21 protein-coding genes, 1 tRNA gene and 2 pseudogenes are annotated in these 19,424 nt (G+C 43.4%); 7 read left to right on the top strand and 17 right to left on the bottom strand.

The genetic code is table 11. The annotated features are described in order from the left end of the window. Nucleotides 1–68 precede the first annotated feature (68 nt). From rfbA to JX580_RS05015, 8 genes are all read right to left on the bottom strand, one after another. Nucleotides 69–953, bottom strand: a complete 885-nt coding sequence (rfbA, locus tag JX580_RS05050; protein WP_248851711.1) for a glucose-1-phosphate thymidylyltransferase RfbA — start codon at nucleotides 951–953, stop codon at nucleotides 69–71. Nucleotides 954–987: 34 nt separating this feature from the next. Then, nucleotides 988–2,079, bottom strand: a complete 1,092-nt coding sequence (locus JX580_RS05045; RefSeq protein ID WP_248851710.1) for a hypothetical protein — start codon at nucleotides 2,077–2,079, stop codon at nucleotides 988–990. A gap of 31 nt (nucleotides 2,080–2,110) precedes the next feature. After that, nucleotides 2,111–2,764 (bottom strand): ABC transporter ATP-binding protein, encoded by a 654-nt coding sequence (locus JX580_RS05040; RefSeq protein WP_248851709.1) that lies wholly within the window; start codon nucleotides 2,762–2,764, stop codon nucleotides 2,111–2,113. Beyond that, complete coding sequence (locus tag JX580_RS05035) at nucleotides 2,761–3,549, bottom strand: ABC transporter permease (protein ID WP_248851708.1); 789 nt, start codon at nucleotides 3,547–3,549, stop codon at nucleotides 2,761–2,763. The genes JX580_RS05040 and JX580_RS05035 overlap by 4 nt, the downstream gene beginning before the upstream one ends. Before the next feature lie 3 nt (nucleotides 3,550–3,552). Next, a complete protein-coding gene (locus JX580_RS05030; RefSeq protein ID WP_248851707.1) occupies nucleotides 3,553–5,283 on the bottom strand; it encodes a polysaccharide biosynthesis/export family protein in 1,731 nt (576 codons plus the stop codon). Between the two features lie 15 nt (nucleotides 5,284–5,298). Next, nucleotides 5,299–5,655, bottom strand: coding sequence for a DVU3141 family protein (locus JX580_RS05025; protein WP_248851706.1), 357 nt, complete (start codon nucleotides 5,653–5,655; stop codon nucleotides 5,299–5,301). Between the two features lie 67 nt (nucleotides 5,656–5,722). Further along, nucleotides 5,723–6,511, bottom strand: a complete 789-nt coding sequence (locus JX580_RS05020) for a hypothetical protein (RefSeq protein ID WP_248851705.1) — start codon at nucleotides 6,509–6,511, stop codon at nucleotides 5,723–5,725. Next, the gene (locus JX580_RS05015) at nucleotides 6,508–7,365 is read right to left on the bottom strand and encodes a type II secretion system protein N (protein WP_248851704.1); all 858 of its coding nucleotides are present in this window, start codon (nucleotides 7,363–7,365) and stop codon (nucleotides 6,508–6,510) included. The genes JX580_RS05020 and JX580_RS05015 overlap by 4 nt, the downstream gene beginning before the upstream one ends. A 222-nt stretch (nucleotides 7,366–7,587) precedes the next feature. On the opposite strand from JX580_RS05015, the gene JX580_RS05010 reads away from it, so the two are divergent. The 5 genes from JX580_RS05010 to JX580_RS04990 all read left to right on the top strand — a co-directional run bounded on the left by JX580_RS05010 (nucleotide 7,588) and on the right by JX580_RS04990 (nucleotide 12,810). After that, the gene (locus JX580_RS05010; RefSeq protein WP_248851703.1) at nucleotides 7,588–8,685 is read left to right on the top strand and encodes a hypothetical protein; all 1,098 of its coding nucleotides are present in this window, start codon (nucleotides 7,588–7,590) and stop codon (nucleotides 8,683–8,685) included. A gap of 83 nt (nucleotides 8,686–8,768) precedes the next feature. Beyond that, nucleotides 8,769–11,090, top strand: coding sequence for a YjbH domain-containing protein (locus JX580_RS05005; RefSeq protein WP_248851702.1), 2,322 nt, complete (start codon nucleotides 8,769–8,771; stop codon nucleotides 11,088–11,090). A 13-nt stretch (nucleotides 11,091–11,103) separates the two neighbouring features. Next, the gene (locus JX580_RS05000) at nucleotides 11,104–12,186 is read left to right on the top strand and encodes a hypothetical protein (RefSeq protein ID WP_248851701.1); all 1,083 of its coding nucleotides are present in this window, start codon (nucleotides 11,104–11,106) and stop codon (nucleotides 12,184–12,186) included. 189 nt (nucleotides 12,187–12,375) lie between these two features. Continuing rightward, nucleotides 12,376–12,612, top strand: a complete 237-nt coding sequence (locus tag JX580_RS04995) for a hypothetical protein (RefSeq protein WP_248851700.1) — start codon at nucleotides 12,376–12,378, stop codon at nucleotides 12,610–12,612. 24 nt (nucleotides 12,613–12,636) lie between these two features. Then, entirely contained in the window at nucleotides 12,637–12,810 is a 174-nt protein-coding gene (locus JX580_RS04990) for a hypothetical protein (RefSeq protein ID WP_248851699.1), read from the top strand. 226 nt (nucleotides 12,811–13,036) lie between these two features. Here the strand turns inward: JX580_RS04990 and JX580_RS04985 are convergent, their stop codons facing one another. Further along, complete coding sequence (locus tag JX580_RS04985; protein WP_248851698.1) at nucleotides 13,037–13,699, bottom strand: hypothetical protein; 663 nt, start codon at nucleotides 13,697–13,699, stop codon at nucleotides 13,037–13,039. Nucleotides 13,700–13,747: 48 nt separating this feature from the next. Between JX580_RS04985 and JX580_RS04980 the strand changes: the two are divergent. Together JX580_RS04980 and JX580_RS04975 are read left to right on the top strand one after the other, a co-directional pair. Next, nucleotides 13,748–14,840: pseudogene (locus tag JX580_RS04980) on the top strand (IS3 family transposase). 29 nt (nucleotides 14,841–14,869) lie between these two features. Beyond that, nucleotides 14,870–15,040: a hypothetical protein gene (locus JX580_RS04975; RefSeq protein WP_248851697.1), complete on the top strand. Its 171-nt coding sequence runs from the start codon at nucleotides 14,870–14,872 to the stop codon at nucleotides 15,038–15,040. Between the two features lie 57 nt (nucleotides 15,041–15,097). Here JX580_RS04975 and JX580_RS11975 read toward each other — a convergent pair. The 8 genes and pseudogenes from JX580_RS11975 to serS all read right to left on the bottom strand — a co-directional run. Next, nucleotides 15,098–15,208, bottom strand: a pseudogene (locus JX580_RS11975) (type II toxin-antitoxin system PemK/MazF family toxin); the annotation flags it as partial. 74 nt (nucleotides 15,209–15,282) lie between these two features. Further along, complete coding sequence (locus JX580_RS04970; RefSeq protein WP_248851696.1) at nucleotides 15,283–15,567, bottom strand: addiction module antidote protein; 285 nt, start codon at nucleotides 15,565–15,567, stop codon at nucleotides 15,283–15,285. Nucleotides 15,568–15,569: 2 nt separating this feature from the next. Continuing rightward, nucleotides 15,570–15,869 carry a type II toxin-antitoxin system RelE/ParE family toxin gene (locus JX580_RS04965; protein WP_248851695.1) on the bottom strand — a complete coding sequence of 100 codons (300 nt, stop codon included), beginning with the start codon at nucleotides 15,867–15,869 and terminating at the stop codon, nucleotides 15,570–15,572. Between the two features lie 120 nt (nucleotides 15,870–15,989). Further along, nucleotides 15,990–16,298 carry a type II toxin-antitoxin system PemK/MazF family toxin gene (locus JX580_RS04960; RefSeq protein ID WP_248851694.1) on the bottom strand — a complete coding sequence of 103 codons (309 nt, stop codon included), beginning with the start codon at nucleotides 16,296–16,298 and terminating at the stop codon, nucleotides 15,990–15,992. Continuing rightward, nucleotides 16,292–16,531, bottom strand: coding sequence for an AbrB/MazE/SpoVT family DNA-binding domain-containing protein (locus JX580_RS04955; protein WP_248851693.1), 240 nt, complete (start codon nucleotides 16,529–16,531; stop codon nucleotides 16,292–16,294). The genes JX580_RS04960 and JX580_RS04955 overlap by 7 nt, the downstream gene beginning before the upstream one ends. A gap of 689 nt (nucleotides 16,532–17,220) precedes the next feature. Continuing rightward, nucleotides 17,221–17,607 (bottom strand): tyrosine-type recombinase/integrase, encoded by a 387-nt coding sequence (locus JX580_RS04950; protein WP_248851692.1) that lies wholly within the window; start codon nucleotides 17,605–17,607, stop codon nucleotides 17,221–17,223. A 363-nt stretch (nucleotides 17,608–17,970) separates the two neighbouring features. Further along, nucleotides 17,971–18,061: transfer RNA gene (locus tag JX580_RS04945), tRNA-Ser, on the bottom strand. Between the two features lie 73 nt (nucleotides 18,062–18,134). Further along, nucleotides 18,135–19,424, bottom strand: a complete 1,290-nt coding sequence (gene serS / locus JX580_RS04940; RefSeq protein ID WP_248851691.1) for a serine--tRNA ligase — start codon at nucleotides 19,422–19,424, stop codon at nucleotides 18,135–18,137.

Raw genomic sequence — 19,424 nt, 5'->3', positions numbered from 1 at the left:
TGTATACGCTATCGGTCTTGCGTTCCCACTGAGGACAGTGGGAACGCAAGTTTGACGAGTCTACTGTATTAGCAAACCCCTTCTTCCGCGCGTTTTAAAAGGTATTGGCCGTATTGATTTTTTAGCAAGGGTTGGGCTAATGCCTTCAGTTGTTCTTGTGAGATGTAGCCCATTTCAAACGCGATTTCTTCCAAACAGGCGACTTTTAAGCCTTGGCGTTTTTCGATGGTTTCGATAAAGGTAGCCGCTTCAAGCAGGCTTTCGTGGGTTCCGGTGTCGAGCCAGGCGTAACCACGCCCCATGGTTTCGAGTTTTAAGCGCCCTTCTGCCAGATACAGTTGGTTGACGGTGGTGATTTCTAATTCACCACGATCCGAGGGTTTAACCTCAGCAGCTTTTTGCACCACATCATTGGGGTAAAAATATAAACCGGTGACCGCATAGTTGGACTTGGGTTGTTTGGGTTTTTCTTCGAGGCTGACCACATTGCCATCACAGTCAAATTCCGCCACGCCGTAGCGTTCTGGGTCGTGTACATGGTAGCCAAACACGGTTGCCTTGTTTTCTTGATGGGCGTTTTTAACCGCATTGGCGGTCAATTCCGCTAAACCGTGGCCGTAATAGATGTTGTCGCCGAGAATCAAACAGGCGTCGTCGTCACCAATAAAGTCTTTACCTAAAATAAACGCCTGCGCTAAGCCGTCTGGCGAGGGTTGGACAATGTATTCGAACCGAATCCCTAACTCCGAGCCATCACCTAATAGGCGTTGAAAACTGGTTTGGTCTTCCGGTGTGGTGATAATTAGGATGTCTTTGATACCGGCGAGCATCAAAACCGAAATCGGGTAGTAGATCATCGGTTTGTCGTAAATGGGAACCAGTTGTTTGGATACGCCGCGGGTTAAGGGGTATAAACGTGTGCCGGATCCACCGGCGAGAACGATGCCTTTCATAATTTACCTTTTATCTTACTATGTTATCTTTTTTTTAATCTCTATGATCTTTAATGATGACTTGTACCATACCTATAATAATGGACGCTAGGAGTATAAACAAGCTGTAGACGGTGATGTGGTAGAGGCGTTTTGGTTCGATGGCGTATTCCGGGTAACTGGGATATTGCAACATCGAGACTTGTTTTAGCTTACGCGCGGCTTCGACACGGGTTCCTTCTAGGGTGGCGATGGCATTTGAATAAAGCTGTTGCGCAAATTGTGCTCTGAGGAGCAGGGTTTCGTATTCTGCGGTGAGGGTATTGAGTGCACGACCTTCTTGTTCTGTCAGTTTGGCACTTTCAATTTGGATTTGTTTTTTTAGTGCTTCAATTTGACGATTAAGCCGAATCATGTCGGGTGCGGTTTCTGATTGAAAGCTGCTGAGCACCGATTTTTCTGCATTCAGTTTTGCGAGCTCAGTGGTCAGGGTGCTGACCAGCATACTGAAGGTGCCGGCGGTGTCGGTCGGCGAAATCATGCCTTCGCGGTTTTGGTAGTCGATAACGTCTTTGCGCGCTTGTTCAAGGCGTTCGCTCAAAACCTGCACTTGTAGTTCAATAAAATTAACCTGCTCTAAGGCTAGGCGTTTTCCCATTTCGTTCATATGGGCTTCGCCGTGCTGAATTAACAACTGGGTGATTTGATGGGCGGTGTCTTTATCAAATGCGGAAGATTTTATTATTAATACACCGGAATAGTCATCAAGCCGAATATTTATGCGTTTGAGGTAGTATTTGTGGAAGGTTTCTATGGGGACATCTTCTGATGCCAAGCGGCTTATATAGTCGATGTCGGTGTTGGCAAAATGCTTGCGTAGATTAAGCTGTTGGTCAAGTATTTTGAGGGTATCCGCCGACATGAGTACTTCACGCAGCATTAATAGGTCAGCGCGGGTGTTTCCGGCGTTGCCGGTGAGCATGGAGCTGAAGTCTAAGCTGGGGGGGGCAATTTCTGGGCTTTGAAGCACAACCCTTGCTTCTGAAACATAGCGGTCGGTGGCAAACTTGCCCCAATAAACACTGACGAGCAGGATGAGCATTAGGCTGACCAAAAAGAGAGGGTGTTTTTTGATTTTTTTTAACATAGTGTGTTTCTTATTAGTTATTGAGGTCATGTTATAAACTGTCTTTGTAGTCTTTTAGGGCGTGGTGTACATCGTCATACCAGTAAGCCTGGCCATCACGAAGCCAAATACCGGCTTGGCACAGCTCTTTTAAAATGCCTTCGGCATGCGACACCATAATAATGCTGGCTTTGCCAATGCGTTCTTTAAATGCGGCCGTGGCTTTCTTCTTAAAAATCACATCACCCACAGCGGTGGCTTCATCGGACAAATACACGTCAAAATCAAACGCGAGCGATAAGCCAAAGGCTAATCGGCTGCGCATGCCGCTGGAATAGGTTCTGACCGGTTCGTCAAAGGCTTTGCCGATTTCAGCAAAGTCCTCAACATAGTCAATAATCTGCTGAATATCGGGGTGGCCATGCACTCGGGTAACGAATTTGACGTTTTGACGCCCGGTTAAGCTGGGTTGAAAGCCCCCGCCCAGACCAATGGGCCAAGACACGCGGCATTGCCGTATGATTTCACCCCGCTCTGGGTAGTCCATGCCGCCAATTAGGCGCAAGAGCGTTGATTTGCCTTGTCCGTTACGACCAATTAAACCCACGCTCACCCCTTTGGGGATGGTGAAGTTTAGGTCTTTTAGCACCCAGTCACTGCCGTGGTGATTGTGGTAACGCTTGTACAGGCCTTTGACTTCAATCATTGCGCTTGTAACCGTTTTTCAAAGCGCAGGTGTAACAGCAGGCCAAACGCGGTCATCAGGCTAATCCAGTAATAAAGGTAGGTAAAGTTTATTTGGTAAAGTGTCCAATAGCCCTCAAAAAACCCCAGCCTTAATAACTCTAAACCGTGCACAATTGGGTTGTAAACCAAAACTTGCTGAACCGCATAAGGGAAAAACTGAATTGGTAAAATCACACCTGACAGAATGAGCAAAGGTAGTGTCATGATTCTGATAATCTTCCCTATCTCAGGTATCAACTTCACCAGCACCGATAACCATAAACCTGCCGCAAGACCTAACAACCAAAGTGAAAGCCATGCTAGCGTAGTTTGAATGGCATCAAAAGGTATGATGCTGTACCCCATTAAGCCAATGCCAACGAGCAACATAATCAACACAATAGTTCGAAGAACTCCTTCAAGAAAGCAGCGCACAACTACAGTATCAATCGGCTTGACTTGTCGGTAAGCAAACAAAGCTTGGTTGGCACTGATTGCTTCCATTGAGCGTGTCATGCCGTCTCGGAACATAAAAAAACCCACTAGGCCTAATATCATCCAAGGAATCATGTCTGCACCGGCTATATTATCCATCGCTCTAATAAATGAGCGTATGGCTACCATAACTGCAACAAGTAATAGAGGTTCCGCAAACAACCAAAACCATGAAAAGGGATTGGCAAACAGCCGCGATAACATTTCACGCAGAAACAGCGCGTGCCAAACGCTGCGCGTGATTTGCCAAGGGGTACGCTGGCTTAACATCGGTTATAAGTCCAACGCGACTTTGGCGGCGATCGCGATTTGGTAAAGAATTTGGGTGATGCTGGTGGCCAGTTGGATGTTTTTGGTGGGTACTTTCGGCAGCACTAAAATCTCGTCACCCGGGTAAACAGTCGCGAATCGGTCAGCTATGACTTCGCCACTTTGGCGGATGAGCACGATATTACGCGAATCAGCCTGTTTGGTTAACCCACCTGATAGGTCGATATAGTCTTGCACGCTAAAGCCTTGACGATAAACCAGCGCAGTAGGTACCAGTACCTGCCCTGATGTCATTACGGCTTCAGATTGGGTTGGGATGGTGATGATGTCGCCATCTTGTAGCCGCACATTCATAATGCCATCAGATGTAGCCACCACTAAACGTCCATTGGGTTCCACTTGGCGGGCGCGTTGTACAAATTCGCTAATCAATTGCGCTTCTTGCACACGAATGGCCGCCTCTTGCGGGGTTGAAGAAGATGCCGTTAGGTAGGTGGTTTCTAGTCTTCGCAGGCTTGCGTCGAGCGATTGACGTTGTTTTTCTGCTACCGCTTGGCGTCGAATCGAAATACTGGCGATGTCGGTCAGGTCAGCATCGACCGGAATATTGTCTAGCAATTCGGCAAGTCGCGCATTTTTAGGTAAAACAAAGTGGGATTGGCCTAAAAAACTACCTTCGAGTTTGACGATGATCTGGTCATTGCGCATATCGGCTTGGGGCATAATAACGTCACCACGCTCTAGCGTGATGGTCTTAAACTGTTCGAGACTAAGGTATTCGTTGTAGGGTAGTAGGTTGCGGGTTCCACTGACTAGGATATGCGAAATATTGCTGGGCAGTTGCGTGTAGCGCAGTAAATCAACGCCGGTTAGACGTTGGTTATTCAGTTCAAAATGCAGCGTTTGCGCTAGGTTGTTTTGCGTTTGTTGAAGACTAACCTTTGCGCCCTGTGGTTTGACTAAAATCACGTCGCCTTCTTGAAACTGGTGTTGTGGCACTTGACCAGAAACAATAAAGTCGTAGAGATCAACCTCGGTGACGATTTGTTGGTCGCGTAAAATTTGGATTTGACGAAAGCTACCGGTTTTGGGGTCAATGCCCCCTGCTTGGTGGATAAAAAACAGCAGCGAGTCATGTGGCGTTCCGGCATAGCGCCCCGGATTGGCAACGTAACCGGATACATAAACCCCGACCGGCTGCACGCCTTGCAGTTGGGTATAGACTTCAACATTACTGCGGTAAATACTTTTTACTGCGCCACGGACTTTGGCATCCAACTGACTAGGCGATAGACCGAGGACTTGAACCGGGCCAATGCTGGGGATAAAGATATTGCCTTGGGTGTCCACGGGTACGACGCGGTCGGCTTCTATATTACCCCAAATGCGGATAATCACTTGATCACCGGGCAACACACGGTAATTTTGATTCACACCATCTGAACGCACACCGCTAAACCCGCCAGCAAAGAGTTGTTCACCGAATAGGCTTTCAGCTTTGGATTGCGCAGGCGACTGGGCTTTGAAGTTGGCTGTTTGCCAAGTTTGCTGTTGGTTAAGTGTCGCTTGATCAGCGGTCATGGATAGGGTTTGTTGCGCCGCAGGCAGGTTGCCGGCTGCATCGCCAAGTGCCCAGGCCTGACCGCTAAGCATAACCAGGCCTGCTAGTAGCATAGCCAACGGATTCGATAAATTTTTTGGTTTTATTATGGTTTTAATATTGGTTAGGTGCATAGTGAGTTCAATTTCTTAAAAGTGACGGCTAGGAATCCAGCTTCCATTTGGGTACTGGCAAACGAGCGCTGCGGTTGTTTGGCTTGAGGTTTGGGTTTGCATTATGTCTAGTCGAGCACATTCGCGGCCACTGGCGGCGGTGTAGCGTTCTAACACCTGCACTTCTACCTGCTCCCCCCAAGGCGATTGCGCTAATTTAAAGCGATCTTGATCTTGCGGAATATCAATAGTCTTTTTGGCTTGAACCTGGTTGCTTTTTTGTACCGATTTTACTTGGTCATTCACTAGTTGATTCGGCGTTATTTGACAGCCGGTCAATCCTATCGATATTAAGAGTGTGAGTAGCACACTGGTTGTTTTTGTTGTTTGCATCGTTCTTTTGCCTAGCACTTACAATCTGTTTGGTTGAAATTTTAATAATTATACATTATTTACTTTTTTATGGCTTAATTTTACCTTTTAGTTGATAGCTTGTTTGTGTCGGCGATTGCTGTTGCATTAGCAGTATCGCCCAATCGGGTAGTTTATCTGAAGCTTGTGCTTCGATTTGTGCATTGAACTCGAACAGGTAGTTCGGGGTTAATTCTAGGCTAGCATTAAGCTGCCAACCGGGTTCATTTGCGTTAAAAAACAGTCTAATTATGGGGTTTAGTTCAGCAGGCACTGATTCGGCTGTTTTGATCTGGACATTTATTTGATCAATTTTTGCGCCGAGCAGGTTCACTCTTTCAATGGCTCCCTGTCCTTGCATGGATGTCGGCCATTGTGAAATCCAGGGGATTGTTGCATTAAAACTGTCGAGCTTTATAGTTTGAGTGGTTTGCTGTAAAAATTGAAATTTGTTGTCAAATACTTGCATGAGGTGCGCGGGGTTATAAAGAATGCTTTTAATTTCTTTAATGTTCACTCCTTTTGTGTTTAGTTCCATACTGACAATCCCCTGACCGAAACGAGCCGCATCCAGCCTTAGGTCTATCGGAAGCTTTGCCGTAAACATCCCCTGCCATTTAAGTTTCCAGGCTAGGTTAATTGGATTTCCGGCAAGATCAATATAGGCTTTTCCTTCGCTAGCCCTACCCTGCAAACTGATAATTTGAATTGGTTCCGGTAGATTTTGCTGAAGGCGTTCTTGCAGCAGGGCAACTGGGAAGTGAATAATAAAGCCTGCTAAAAAAGCTAAGATTAGCAGCGGTATATATATGATTGTTTTTAAAGTAGGCTTAGTCACTGGGTTAAATCTATCAATAGTGATTCCATTTGGCCATTTCGTTCAACTTGAACTTCAAACCTATCGGTCGTCAGAAATTGCAGCCAAAGTTGGTCACTGGTAGCAATCTCGTGGGTTGAATGCCCATTTACAGCTTTTATGATGTCGTTTGTTTCAAAGCCTAAGTGTCTGTAAACTTCGGGATCGTTTTTTGGTGCAATGGCTACGCCATCCCATCTTCCATTTTTAAACAGGATTCGAAATTGTACATAGTTTCCGATGCTTAGTGGCTTTTCTCTCAAACTTTTTGCGACTTCTTGAATTCGCGCTTCATTGTATTGCTGCTGTGCTAGCAGTGGATCTATTTCGTCTATTGCGCTAGAGACTTGACGCTCTAAACGCCCATCATCCAACCAAAGGGTGAATGAAATGCCTTGCGAAATAATTATGACATGGTCTGGGAGAACCGATTTTAGCTGGACGGTTTGGCTGATGCTTTCCCCTTCAAGCAGTATTAATTCACGATTTGATGTTTTTATAATGGCTAACCTGTAATCTGGTGAAACAATTACCCCAAGCAGTTCAATATTGAGCCTGGCGATTTGCTGTTGCGCTTGTTGTTCTGCTTTTGGGTTTGATTCTATTTTTTGCGTGGGCGGTAAGCCAGTCGACTCGCCCCATAGGCGACCTAGGGTTACTGGATTACTCGGAACATTTATGTCCAAAGGGGGAACCCTACCAACGAACAGGTCTAATTCTGATGAAGTGCGCTCTATGTAGGTTGAATAGATATAAGCTACAGCCATGCCCAGCCATAGCGCAACTAAGAGGGATAAGACGAATGAGAGCGCCTTGGACAAATGAATAGCTAACATAATGACAAATGGTTCACCGGAAAATCAAGAATGTGATTAGGATTATAACAGCCTAATTACTCCATTCTAAACCGCTAAACCAACTTTACAAAAGTATACGGTTTTTAAAAACATAATGTTGACAAAGAGATGGTATAAAATTAGTATAGGCTTAACAATTTAATATTTATGTTTTAAGGCATGAATTAAGCTTATTTTTTAAAATCATAGGGTGGACTGGAAATGAAAAAGAAAATTTTAGCTGGTGCTATTGCAAGTGCTTTAGCCATTACGCTTGCAGGCTGTAGTTCAAGCAGCTCAAACAATGAACAAACGGTGACAGGTCAAGCTATTGATGGCTTTCTTGTTAACATGAACTGTACGGCTGACGATTTAACAGCAACTGCGCCAACAAACATCACTGGTACTTTTACTATTACAGGAAACTTTGCTCAGGATAAAACCATCGAATGTAGTTCAGGTCCTGACTCATATGACACTGCCACTGGTTCTGAGGTGCCATTTATTGGAGTGTTAACAGCGCCGAAAAACTCTAAGTTTGTCACTCCAGTTACTACTTTAGTTGTTGCGCTTCTAGGTGATGGCGCTGATCTAGCGGCCTCAGAAGCTCAAGTAAGAACATTACTTGGTTTAGATGAAGACTTTGATCTTTACCAATCGCCTTATACTTCAGCAAAAATGTTTGAAGCTACTCAAGCTATTCACAATATTCTGAATATTGTTACACAGGCGCTGACTCTTAACAATTCCGGCTTAAATGGTAATGATACTTATAAAGCTGCAATGGCCGCCTTGGCTGAAACGCTTAAAAATAGAGACAGTGTGAACCTATTAAACCCTGCTTCTGTCAAGTCGATTATCGGTGAAGTTGCATCTAAAGCAGCAACCAATCTGAATACAACTCCTCCAAATCAGGATTTGTTAAGCAAAATTGAAAATGAGTCTGAAAAGGTAATTGGAGCTATTAACCAAAAAGCAACGCAACTTGCTGATGCGTTAGCTGGCCTTCCCGAAGGTGCTGATCCAACCTCTTTGTTCGATGACAATCAAAAATCACTATTTGATGAAACAGTCAAAGATGCTATTGATGCCCTAAAACCAGAAACACCAGTTGATCCAGTTGATCCAGTTGATCCAGTTGATCCAGTTGATCCAGTTGATCCAGTTGATCCAGTTGATCCAGTTGATCCAGTTGATCCAGTTGATCCAGTTGATCCAGTTGATCCAGTTGATCCAGTTAATCCTGCAGATCCAGTTGATCCAGGTACTGGTACTGGTACTGGTACTGGTACTGGAGCAGTAGTCGGAGCAGCACCATAGTTTTTACACATTAGTTTTAAAAACTGAACAAGCCCCTTACGAGGGGCTTTTTAATTTGACTTCAACTTCTGAGCAAACAACGAATGGCTAAAATCATTTTTTTCAACAAAAATTCGATTAATTTATTTATTTTTCTGTTTGCAATCTTAATAAGTCAAGCCAGCCATTCCAATCAGTTAAACACTTACGGTGTAACTGGTTTGTTCAATATCCCGAATGCGGATGTTCAAAATTTTTCTGATTTTTCTTTTAGTTACAACAATGTTCTTGATGGGGATAACCGTCGAGATACATACACTAAAGGTGAAAACATAAACGCGACACTGGGCGTTTACCCTAGATTAGAAGTTGGTTTAAGACTTCTACATTATTACAGTGACGAAATTCATCAAAAGTACGTATATAAAGATTTTTATCGACGTGATTTAAGCGGTAATGTTAAGTTTCAACTTCCTTATCTTTCAGGTGAAAATTTGCGGTTTGCTGTGGGTGGTACTGACCTAGCAGGTTTAGCTGTCAATTTTCGCCGCTATTATGCGGTATCAAGCTTTAAACTTGGCGACTTTGACCTTACAGCGGGTTATAGCCTAAAGCCTGAAGGACAGCGTAGCGATAATGGCGTTTTAAAAGGCGCTTTTGCCGGAATAAGCTACCAGCCCACTGATTGGGTTGAATTTAAAGCTGAAAAGGAGTCAGCGGGACATCGCGCCGGCGTTTCATTTATATGGTCTGAGTTTCTGGGCTTTGCCGGCAAACTTCATGTTGGTGGCATTGTTTATAATTCGCACCCTGATGAGCCCTTGGCTTTTAATGTCGGCATCACTTGGCCTATAGGTGGCCGCCATCCTGGCTCTGATAAGATGAATGTTGTATCTCAGCCTGTGGTCGTTTCACCACTTAAAACGAGTTTGCAGCAATCTAAAGTTAATCAGACGTTTAAAAATGAATCTGCTGAAATGGCATCTTTGCCTAGATATGAATCCTCAGCAAATGACCCCCTTCCGATCCATGACACTATCGTCACTACAAAACGCAGGCCTGATAACTTGCCAAAAATTGGGTTTGTAAGTGATACCCCTTTACCTGAAAAGGGTTTAACATTGGATCACAATGCGTATGTTTCTGAAATTATCCCACCTATTTCTGGTGAATCTATTCCAATTGACACTGCACTCCGCCTTCGCGATGCACTGGATAATGCTGGTCTAGATCGTGTTCATATTGGTGTTCGTCAAAATACGCTAATTGTTGTTTATGAAAATCGGTTACATAACTGGAGTCAAACCCTTGCGTTAGGTGCTCTACTAAATACTCTTGCCGAGGCTAATTTTATCGATCAATTTAAAGACATTGAAATTTACACCTTAAACAGGGGTATTGTGCTTCTTAAAACACGAGTAACCAGTGATAACCTTAAATTTATTTCTAAGAACGCCCAATCTATAACCGCATCAAAAGTTAAACCCTTAATTCATTACTCGCAGGTGAATCGCTATCCTGATGCTGACTGGTTTTTTGAACCACGGCGTAATGAAAAAGTCGATATAACGCTTACCCTCGCTTATCGTGGTTATTATGGTACTGAATGGGATAATTGGGATTACTCCATCGCTTTACGACCCATAGTTAAGTTACCGCTTTGGTATGGTGCTCATTTGTCAAATGTTTATCACATTGGAACGCAAAACTCTCACAATTTTGAGGAAGGCCGCGTCTTCAATATCAAGGCGTTTGAAGATCAGATGAATGAATTAATGATTCATCAGACTCTTCAGCCCTACCCTGGCCTTGTTAACACCTTTTCACTGGGGCAATTATCTCTTGGCAATACTCATTTTAAAGGCTGGATGAACCAGGGAGAGTATCAAGCATTTGAGGGTTATGGCCGCCTATACTGGCGACAAGGTAGCATGAAGTCTAATCGGTTAGATACCACCTTGGATTATAATGCCGTTGGTATTGAAGGCCATTGGCATGCACGTAACTTAACCTTTGGTTTTCAAACTGGTGAATATATCGAAGATGACCGCTCGAATATCTACTATAGCCGAGTTCGCCTTGGAAATGCTCAAGTTGGATTGGCGTTAACTCAATCCAACATTACTTGGGAGCGGGTTGACATGAGTATTATGTTTCCTTTAGGCCCTCGTAAAAACATTGCCTTGGGGCCTGTTACACTTGGTGGGGACCCTCTTTGGTTTACCGGCATTGGTACAGTAACCGACAACCCAATCGCACCTAAAAATAACCTGATTGATATCAACCCTGGGTATAAGTTAGTTGGCGCTTCTTTGTCTAATTCATTTAATCAATCCATTCATTTTTTTGATAACGGCAGGCTTACTCCCGCTTATATGAATAACAATTATAATCAATTATTAGACGCTATCGTTTTAGCAAAGTGATTCATAGTTTAAGATGATATTAAATCTAATTTTAATCTGTTTAATTGCTGCGGTATTTTCTGCCGTAGCTTTTTACTCCTCTTGCAAGTGGGCTAAACCTTTAGGTTTGGTTCACACACCTCATCTAGATCGACACTTGCATAAAACCTCCATTCCACTTACCGGTGGGGTTGTGCTCTTTTTAGTTTTGCTTCTAATTGCAACGCCTTTTGCATTTTGGATTACTGAACTTTCAGACAATTTTTTGTATGCCGTAATCGGCGCTTCAATTCTTTTTATATCCGGGATTATTGATGATATCAAGCATACCTCACCGGTTACTCGACTGATTATACAAATTGCGGCGGCAAGCTTACTGGTGGTTGGTGGCGATATTTATGTCCATTCATTGGGTTCGATATGGTCAAGCAACGAAATACTTCTTGGAGACTGGTCAAAGATTTTTACTATTGCGGCTATTGTGACTGCAATCAATGCGTTTAATATGATTGATGGTATTGATGGTTTAGCTTCTGGCTTGGCGATGATTGTTCTAGGCGCGATTCTTTACTTAAACTTAAGCAATCAAAACAGTTTTTTTGTTATCAGTTTAATTATGGTCAGTAGTCTGATTATCTTTTTCGTGTTCAATCTTGGGATTTTTAACAGTAGACGTAAGATTTTCTTGGGTGATTCAGGCAGTACACTTTTAGGCTTTATCTGTGCATGGTTTTTGATTGAATCTTCTAGCCAATCTGATCAAACGCTTCCCCCTATTGCCGTGGTTTTTATTTTGCTTGTTCCAATCCTTGATATTTTTAGCGTGATGTTTGCGCGCTTACTAAATGGTTTATCACCTTTCAAGGCTGATCAAAACCATATACACCATTTGATGCTGATGTTTGGACTGTCTCACCGGAAGACTTTAGTGGTAATCTTGATATTGGCTACTTTTTTTGCCTGGATTGGCATTTACCATCAGACACTTGGCATTTCTGAAAGAATTCTATTTATCGCCTTTATGTTTATGTTTATCCTGAAATTAGTCATCATTTACATCACGATTAGATTTCGTAAAAAACTACAGGTTAACAAGCCTAAAAAATCCACAGCTTAATGTTCTTTATAGGCTGTAGTTGAGTGTAACTTTGATGCAGCCTTCTGATAGTGTTCGACTTGCAAACACTAGGTGGCCCCCTGTGTCAGACTAGTTGTCGCTTTTAATTTAAAACACAACTAGTCGGAATGGGGCGTAAAAGTTAGTAAGTTAAACCAGAAGATAAAAGAAACGACTCTTAAAAAACTATTGCCTCCTCACAATCAATCGGTTTTGTTGGTTGTAGAGCAAGAGCAAATCAGTAAATCGGCGCTTTACAGATGGTTAAAGGAAGCCAAGGAACAAGGTTTAGTTGTAGCCGGATCGCAAGTGAAAAATACCCAATCTTGGTCGAATGAAGCCAAGTTAGCGGTTATCATAGAAATGGCGGCGATGAATGCGCAGGAGCGCAGTGAATACTGTCGTCAAAAAGGCCTTTATGTTTAACATATCACCCAATGGAAACACGCTTTGACTCAGACAAAAACCCAAACCACTGATGAACAGAATGCCCTAAAAGAAGCGCAAGCGCAGATAAAAAAACTGCAAAAAGAACTAAAGCGCAAAGATAAGGCGCTGGCTGAAGCCGCTGTATTATTGGTACTACAAAAAAAGTACCGCGCGCTGCTGGAGGACGAGGCATGATGATCACACCCCAACACTGATTGAAGAGGCGGTGAAGGCCGGCGCAATGCACGCTAAGGCCTGCCAAATGAAAACTTCAAAACGGCGATTATAGATAAAAATCGCCATTTAACATAAAACGAGTGTGTTAAAAACCCAAAACCCTTAGTTTAAACGCCCTATACTGGTATAAAGCTTTTAACAAACACCCGTTAAAAATTAGCCCCCCTCAAATCAAAGTGAATTTTTAAATCTTAGGTGACCGAGCTTGCTCGCTGTCAAGGTTGAAATCAAGCTCTACCTGCTGCTGATTTTTTGTTCGATTTCTGTTGAGAAAACCATTCAAAATGTCCTTTTCTGAGAATGGAAAGTTAACTTTTTTTGCTGTTAAGATACTCTTAGGTTTTGCAGACGCAAGCTCGTCATCGTGCAAAAGGGTTACTTCAAACACGCTTTTTTCAAGGCTTGCGTGGTAAAAGTGGTCACAACAATCTACTCCATCCACAAATCGCGAAATCGTCAACTTTTCAAAGCCTTCTTTATTTTGAACATTTACTAGCGCATCACCATTCGCCAAACTCGAAACTTTAACGAAAAATTTAATTTCTTCATTGGTAGGCTCCGCTCTTAAATCCGCTTTTTTCAGTGAAATTTTTTCGACTTGCGTCATCACTTCTGTGCTGATAGCGCCCGGTGTTTCCGACTGAATTTGTATTGCAGTTAGTTTAAAATCAGGAAGCGCCTCTGCGAGTTTTTTGAGTTTCGGGTGCATGGCATTGATGCTTTTAATTTTTTCATTTTTATCAGCGCTTTCCGGGAGCTCCTTGGTTACAGCGATCTTTTCTTGCAGATCGCTCGCGTCACGTAACCCCTCTTTAATTCGATATAAGATGTTCTGGTCTAATAGCAATGGACACTTTTATTAGAGACAATAGATATTGTCGAGCTAGGAGTGATCATGACTGAAAAGAGAACTTATAAAACCTACAGCGATGAGTTTAAAAAAGAAGCCGTCGCTTTAGTGACTGAGCAAGGATATAGTGTAGCTGAAGCTGCTCAATCCTTAGGGGTTAGAACCAATTTGCTTTACAAGTGGAAAGACAATCTAGAATCGCAAGCCAAAGGGATTGTGCTCGATCCAGATGAGCGAGCTGAACTTAAAAAGCTACGTGCTGAAAACAAGCGTTTAAAGGTCGAAAAAGAAATCTTAAAAAAAGCCTCGGCCCTTCTGGCACAAGACATCCTGTAGGATTTGAACTCATGGAAAAACTGGTTCAGGAGGGCTTAGCAGTTAAGTCTGTCAGCAAGATGCTCAAGCTAAGCCGTTCAGGTTACTATGCTTGGAAAAAACAGCCTAAGAAAGGTATTACGCCCGAAGAACTCGAGCTACAAGGCATGGCCAAGCGGTTATTTAAAGACAGTCGGCAAAGTCTTGGCTCACGTGAGCTCGCTAAAGCCCTACAAAAAAACGGTTTTCCAATTCAGTCGTGAAAAAACGCGTCGACTAATGAAAACACCAGGCTTGGTTGTGACGCAGCGACGGGCCTACAAGGTTACAACAAAACGAAACCTTACACATCGTGTGGCAGAAAACCTGATTAAGATGGACTTTAATCCCACTAGGATTAATCAAGTTTGGGCGGGTGACATCACCTACTTAAAGACCCCTCAAGGTTGGTTGTACTTGAGTATTGTGATGGATCTTTACTCACGCCGTATTATTGGCTGGGCGCTCAGTGAGCGCATGACGGTGGAGTTGGTCATGAAATCGTTACAGCAAGCGTTTTGCGAGATTGTTAGCTAAACAGAAAATGCGTGCGTTGATGGGTGATGTGGGTGCCTGTTGGGATAATGCGGTCGTAGAACGTTTTTTTGGTAGTCTCAAGCATGATTGGCTATTTAAAGTGCATCACGCCAGCGCTGAAAGCATGAAACAGGATGTAGCGAGTTACATGCGCTACTACAACTTAATTAGGCTTCATAGTTCTAATGGTGGTTTATCGCCCATTGACTATGAAAATTGTAAAAAAGATGTGTCCAAAAAAGCTTGACCAGAACAATTTATTAAAGCACAGAATAAATGGACAAATTGCAGGCAATAACCTCCCCCCTTGTGGGTAACAGCCATACCAGCAAGCAACACGCCCCCGATTCATTCACCGCCATACGCTCGACACAACCCCACCAACGGCAAACGGTTTACCGCCCTAATCTGTCAGGCATGATATGGTTGGCTGAGTTGATTGGTTAATCGCACCGGCTACACCCCCAAAACCTGTAACCCTTACCTGAACCCCATCGCCACGGACTAGGTAAACATTTCAATCAGTGTTTTATGCCAAACAGCCAAAGGGATAACGCCTAGTTTCTTTTTTAACCGCCGTTTATCAATCGTGCGAACCTGATCAAGCAGTATGCGGGCTTGCTTACCGGCTAGGGTAGTTTCAGGCCTGCAACCAAGTGGTTACTCTAGGCCGTGCCAATGCTGTTAGGTCAGGCTACATTGACTGAAAATTTAAACCCCAGTGCATGAAGTAATTTATAAAGGGTTTCAAATTTCGGCTGAGTTTCGCCATTCAATAGGCGATAAAGATGTTGGCGATTAATGCCGCTTAATCTTGCGGTTTCGCTCATGCCTTTGGCTTGTATCAGGTGGCGCAATCCATCAAGTAGGCTTTGCGTTCCGCCGTCCTCCAAGAATGCGCTAAGGTATAAGGCCGCATCCTCCTTGGTCTCAATGTTTTGTGCAAATTCAAATTCTTTTAATTCCAGTGCCATGATTATTCCCCTAATTGGCTAAACAAATCCTTAGCCGTTGCTATGTCTCTACTTTGAGTGGATTTGTCACCACCATTAAGAAGCAAAACAATTTCATTTTCTCGGATGATGTAATAAATCCGAACCCCTCCAGCAAAGAAAAAACGTAATTCATTCACATTAGAGTCAATTGGTTTCCAATCTCCAAAGTTGCCCCGCGCTACTTGGTTGATTCTTGCTTCCAGTCGGTAGCGGGTCATTTTATCCTTGATGGATTTAAACCATTTATCAAATTTTGTAGTCGTTAGGATTCTATATTTCATGGAATGATTGTAACATTTAAGCGACAAACAAGGTGATAAATTAGCTTTGCAGCGTTTAGATTAGTTGATTAATAGCCTTTTTAGTACATTAAACCTTTATCTATGCCCCAGCGCCACGGACTAGGTAAACATTCGAATCAGTGTTTTATGCCAAACAGCCAAAGGGATAACGCCTAGTTTCTTTTTTAACCGCCGTTTATCAATCCTGCGAACCTGATCAAGCAGTATGCGGGCTTGCTTACCGGCTAGGGTGGTTTCAGGCCTGCAACCAAGGGGCTGACCTTTTGAAGTGATAGGTGCAACAATCACACGGGGCAAGGAGTTGTTCATGTCGTCAGGCGATACAATCAAACAGGGCCGCGTTTTGCTGATCTCGCTGCCTAGTGTGGGATCAAGTTCAACCCAGTACACATCACCACGGCTTACCACTCCCAGCCCTCTTGTTCGCTGCCTAGGTCTTGCATGTCGGCCAGTGGTTGATCGTCTTTAAGCGGGTCGTATCCATCAAACCAGCCCGCCCTAGGGTTTTCACTGGGTTTGAGCAATAGCGCCCCATCTTGCACCAGCATTTCTATAGGTTGATCTAGGTGTAGCTGTTCAATAATAGGGGCAGGGATAATCACGCCCCTTGAGTTGCCGATTTGTCTTAATGCCGTTTGCATGGTGTAGTCTGCTTTTGTGATTCAGTTGGGTTTTAACATTGTGAAAACTATTCTAAGATCATTATGGCATAAACTCAAACTTGAAGTTTATTGTATGCGCCTCTATACGCTGGCATAATACAAGTATTGTTCAATTCTATTTGTTTGGGCTGGTTTGGTTTTAATAAATGAGCCTCAATAATGCTCAACTTAACCCCGCTTTATATATTCGCTATTATTGCATTCACCATTACCACGCCTATTTTTATTTTTTTCTTGGTTGAATCATTACTGCAACAAAGATAAACATAAGCACGCTAGACACAACGCACCGGAGACAATCCCACCAACGCCAAACGATTAACCGCCCTAACCTGTCAGGCCTGATTGAGCGATAAAAAAACAGGGTTGTTTTTTTCCTGTTTTTGGGTGGTTTTGTGTTGATTTTGGGGTCTGTTTTTATGCGTTTTTGGGGTGAAAATTGGCGGGGTCTGCAAGGGGACAAAATCGCATTATTTGCACGTTACTTGCAGTTTTTCGCTCTTTTATCTACGCTTTATATCATATACAACTCCACTAACCCCACACGCCAACCCCATTAAAGCGGGGTGACATAACATTTTGATTTTGTTGAAATAAAAAGCAAAGTCCCACTAACCCCACTGATTTTTCAATGGTATGCAAACTCACACGCACACAAACACCTAAAATCAGACACTAAAAAACCGTGTTTTTACCCATGCCAAATAGGGGGCGTTTAACACTGTTTTATAGCGTGTAACGGAATGACATTTTAACCCCGTTTTAGACTGTCTAAGGCGTTGTTTCGTTCTTGCGCTGAGGAATACATAATTACAATCCCCGCTGATCGGTTGCATGTATTCGATTACTTCCAAAACTTGCGGGGTGATCGGTACAAGGTGGGGCCGTTTCTTTTTCATGCGTTCGGCACTAATCTCAATTGCCTTTTGGTCTAGATCTATTTCATCCCAGCACAAGCCTGCCAGTTCTTTAGACCTTAAGAAAACATAGGGTTGCAGGGTTAGGGCTTTAAGCGTTGATATGTCGCCTTGATAGCTTTCTAATGATCGGAGCACTTGCGCTAGGGCTTTGCGGTCTGTGGTGTGGGCGTAATTGCTTTTTTAATCGGTTTGTCGAATAGATCACGGGCTATATTGCCAACGGGGTTATTGTCGCAATAACCAAAGCCGATACCATGTACACATCATCTCGAAGCAAACGGGCTTTGGCTAATGTCACCGCTAGATATTCGCCAAAAGTAAGCGTTTGCTCTTTTTTATTGAAGCGGAATCGGTAACTCAAAATATTACCCGACCTGTTACCCGCTTTTTGATAAGCTTTGATAATACGTCTTAATAGCAAATAAGCCGCTAAGTTGTTGATTTTATATTATTTAAGACATAAAAAAAGCCCGCATAAGCAGGCTTAATTATCGAATATGGCGGTGGACTAGGGATTCGAACCCCAGGTAGGCTATTAACCTACAACGGTTTTCAAGACCGCCGCCTTCAACCGCTCAGCCAGTCCACCAAAATTGATGTTGCGTATTATAGTACTTTAGTCAGACTTTGCAAGCCTGTTTTACGTTTTTATTTAAAATAGTTTAAATTTTTTCTATCCCATCCATATAGCCACGTAAAACCTCAGGAACGATGATCGAACCATCTGCATTTTGATAGTTTTCTAATATGGCAACCAAGGTGCGCCCTACCGCTAGGCCTGAACCGTTAAGCGTGTGGAGTAGCTGAGGTTTATCTTGTCCACTTCGGAAACGAGCTAGCATTCTTCGAGCCTGAAAGTCTTCAAAATTTGAACAGGAGGAAATTTCACGGTAGGCATTTTGCCCCGGTAACCAGACTTCCAGGTCATAGGTTTTGGCTGACGAAAAACCTATATCACCAGTACACAAAGCCATTACGCGATAAGGCAAACCTAATTTTTGAAGAATATTTGCGGCATGCTGGGTCAAGGTTTCCAGTGCAGCGTAAGACTCATCAGGGTGAACAAACTGTACCATCTCAACTTTTTCAAACTGGTGCTGACGAATCAACCCCTTGACGTCTTTGCCGTATGAACCGGCTTCTGAACGAAAACAAGGCGTATGCGCAACATACATCAAGGGTAAATCGGACTCATCAACGATTTCGTTTCGTAATAAATTCGTGATAGGTACTTCAGCGGTTGGAATTAAGTACAAGTCACGATCACTGGTATCGTGTTCTGCATGTTTCTCGATTTTATATAGGTCCGCTGCAAATTTCGGAAGCTGCCCAGTCCCACGTAAACTGTCTTGATTTACGATATAAGGTACATATATCTCTTCGTAACCATGTTCAAAGCTATGAGTGTCCAACATAAACTGGGTTAAAGCACGCTGCAAACGAGCCATCGGCCCCTTTAAAACAGAAAAACGTGCCGAAGTGACTTTAGTCGCTGCATCGTTATCATACCAACCTCGTGCCTCACTCAATGTAACGTGATCTTTTACGTCAAAGTCAAACACCCGCGGCTCACCCCAGCGCTCCACTTCAACATTATCCTGTTCGGATTGACCAATAGGTGTCGTATCATGCGGCAAATTCGGCGTACTGGCTAAAATCATATCAATTTCAGATTGCACCTGATCAAATGCCTGTTTGGCTTGTTCTAACTGATCACCCAGATCAGCAACCGCATCTAACAGGGGCTGTACGTCTTCACCCTGAGCTTTTGCTTTACCTATCGCCTTTGCACTTTGGTTACGTTGCGCTTGAAGTTGCTCGGTTTTGACCTGCAAATCTTTGCGCTGTTGTTCGAGTTGATTAAAGGTTTGTGCATCAAACGAGAATCCTCTATGAGCCAACTTCTCTACCACCGTATTCATGTCTGTTCTTAATAGTTTTGCATCTAACAT

The sequence above is a fragment of the Thiomicrospira microaerophila genome (genome assembly GCF_023278225.1).
GTDB lineage: Bacteria > Pseudomonadota > Gammaproteobacteria > Thiomicrospirales > Thiomicrospiraceae > Thiomicrospira > Thiomicrospira microaerophila_A.
This window is presented reverse-complemented; position numbering and strand designations above follow the sequence as displayed.

What these genes read in the sequence shown, in the direction of transcription:
- rfbA (WP_248851711.1), bottom strand. Translation starts at nt 953, where the DNA reads ATGAAAGGCATCGTTCTCGCCGGTGGATCCGGCACACGTTTATACCCC.
- JX580_RS05045 (WP_248851710.1), bottom strand. Translation starts at nt 2,079, where the DNA reads ATGTTAAAAAAAATCAAAAAACACCCTCTCTTTTTGGTCAGCCTAATG.
- JX580_RS05040 (WP_248851709.1), bottom strand. Translation starts at nt 2,764, where the DNA reads ATGATTGAAGTCAAAGGCCTGTACAAGCGTTACCACAATCACCACGGC.
- JX580_RS05035 (WP_248851708.1), bottom strand. Translation starts at nt 3,549, where the DNA reads ATGTTAAGCCAGCGTACCCCTTGGCAAATCACGCGCAGCGTTTGGCAC.
- JX580_RS05030 (WP_248851707.1), bottom strand. Translation starts at nt 5,283, where the DNA reads ATGCACCTAACCAATATTAAAACCATAATAAAACCAAAAAATTTATCG.
- JX580_RS05025 (WP_248851706.1), bottom strand. Translation starts at nt 5,655, where the DNA reads ATGCAAACAACAAAAACAACCAGTGTGCTACTCACACTCTTAATATCG.
- JX580_RS05015 (WP_248851704.1), bottom strand. Translation starts at nt 7,365, where the DNA reads ATGTTAGCTATTCATTTGTCCAAGGCGCTCTCATTCGTCTTATCCCTC.
- JX580_RS05010 (WP_248851703.1), top strand. Translation starts at nt 7,588, where the DNA reads ATGAAAAAGAAAATTTTAGCTGGTGCTATTGCAAGTGCTTTAGCCATT.
- JX580_RS05005 (WP_248851702.1), top strand. Translation starts at nt 8,769, where the DNA reads ATGGCTAAAATCATTTTTTTCAACAAAAATTCGATTAATTTATTTATT.
- JX580_RS05000 (WP_248851701.1), top strand. Translation starts at nt 11,104, where the DNA reads ATGATATTAAATCTAATTTTAATCTGTTTAATTGCTGCGGTATTTTCT.
- JX580_RS04975 (WP_248851697.1), top strand. Translation starts at nt 14,870, where the DNA reads ATGGACAAATTGCAGGCAATAACCTCCCCCCTTGTGGGTAACAGCCAT.
- JX580_RS04970 (WP_248851696.1), bottom strand. Translation starts at nt 15,567, where the DNA reads ATGGCACTGGAATTAAAAGAATTTGAATTTGCACAAAACATTGAGACC.
- JX580_RS04965 (WP_248851695.1), bottom strand. Translation starts at nt 15,869, where the DNA reads ATGAAATATAGAATCCTAACGACTACAAAATTTGATAAATGGTTTAAA.
- JX580_RS04955 (WP_248851693.1), bottom strand. Translation starts at nt 16,531, where the DNA reads ATGCAAACGGCATTAAGACAAATCGGCAACTCAAGGGGCGTGATTATC.
- serS (WP_248851691.1), bottom strand. Translation starts at nt 19,424, where the DNA reads ATGTTAGATGCAAAACTATTAAGAACAGACATGAATACGGTGGTAGAG.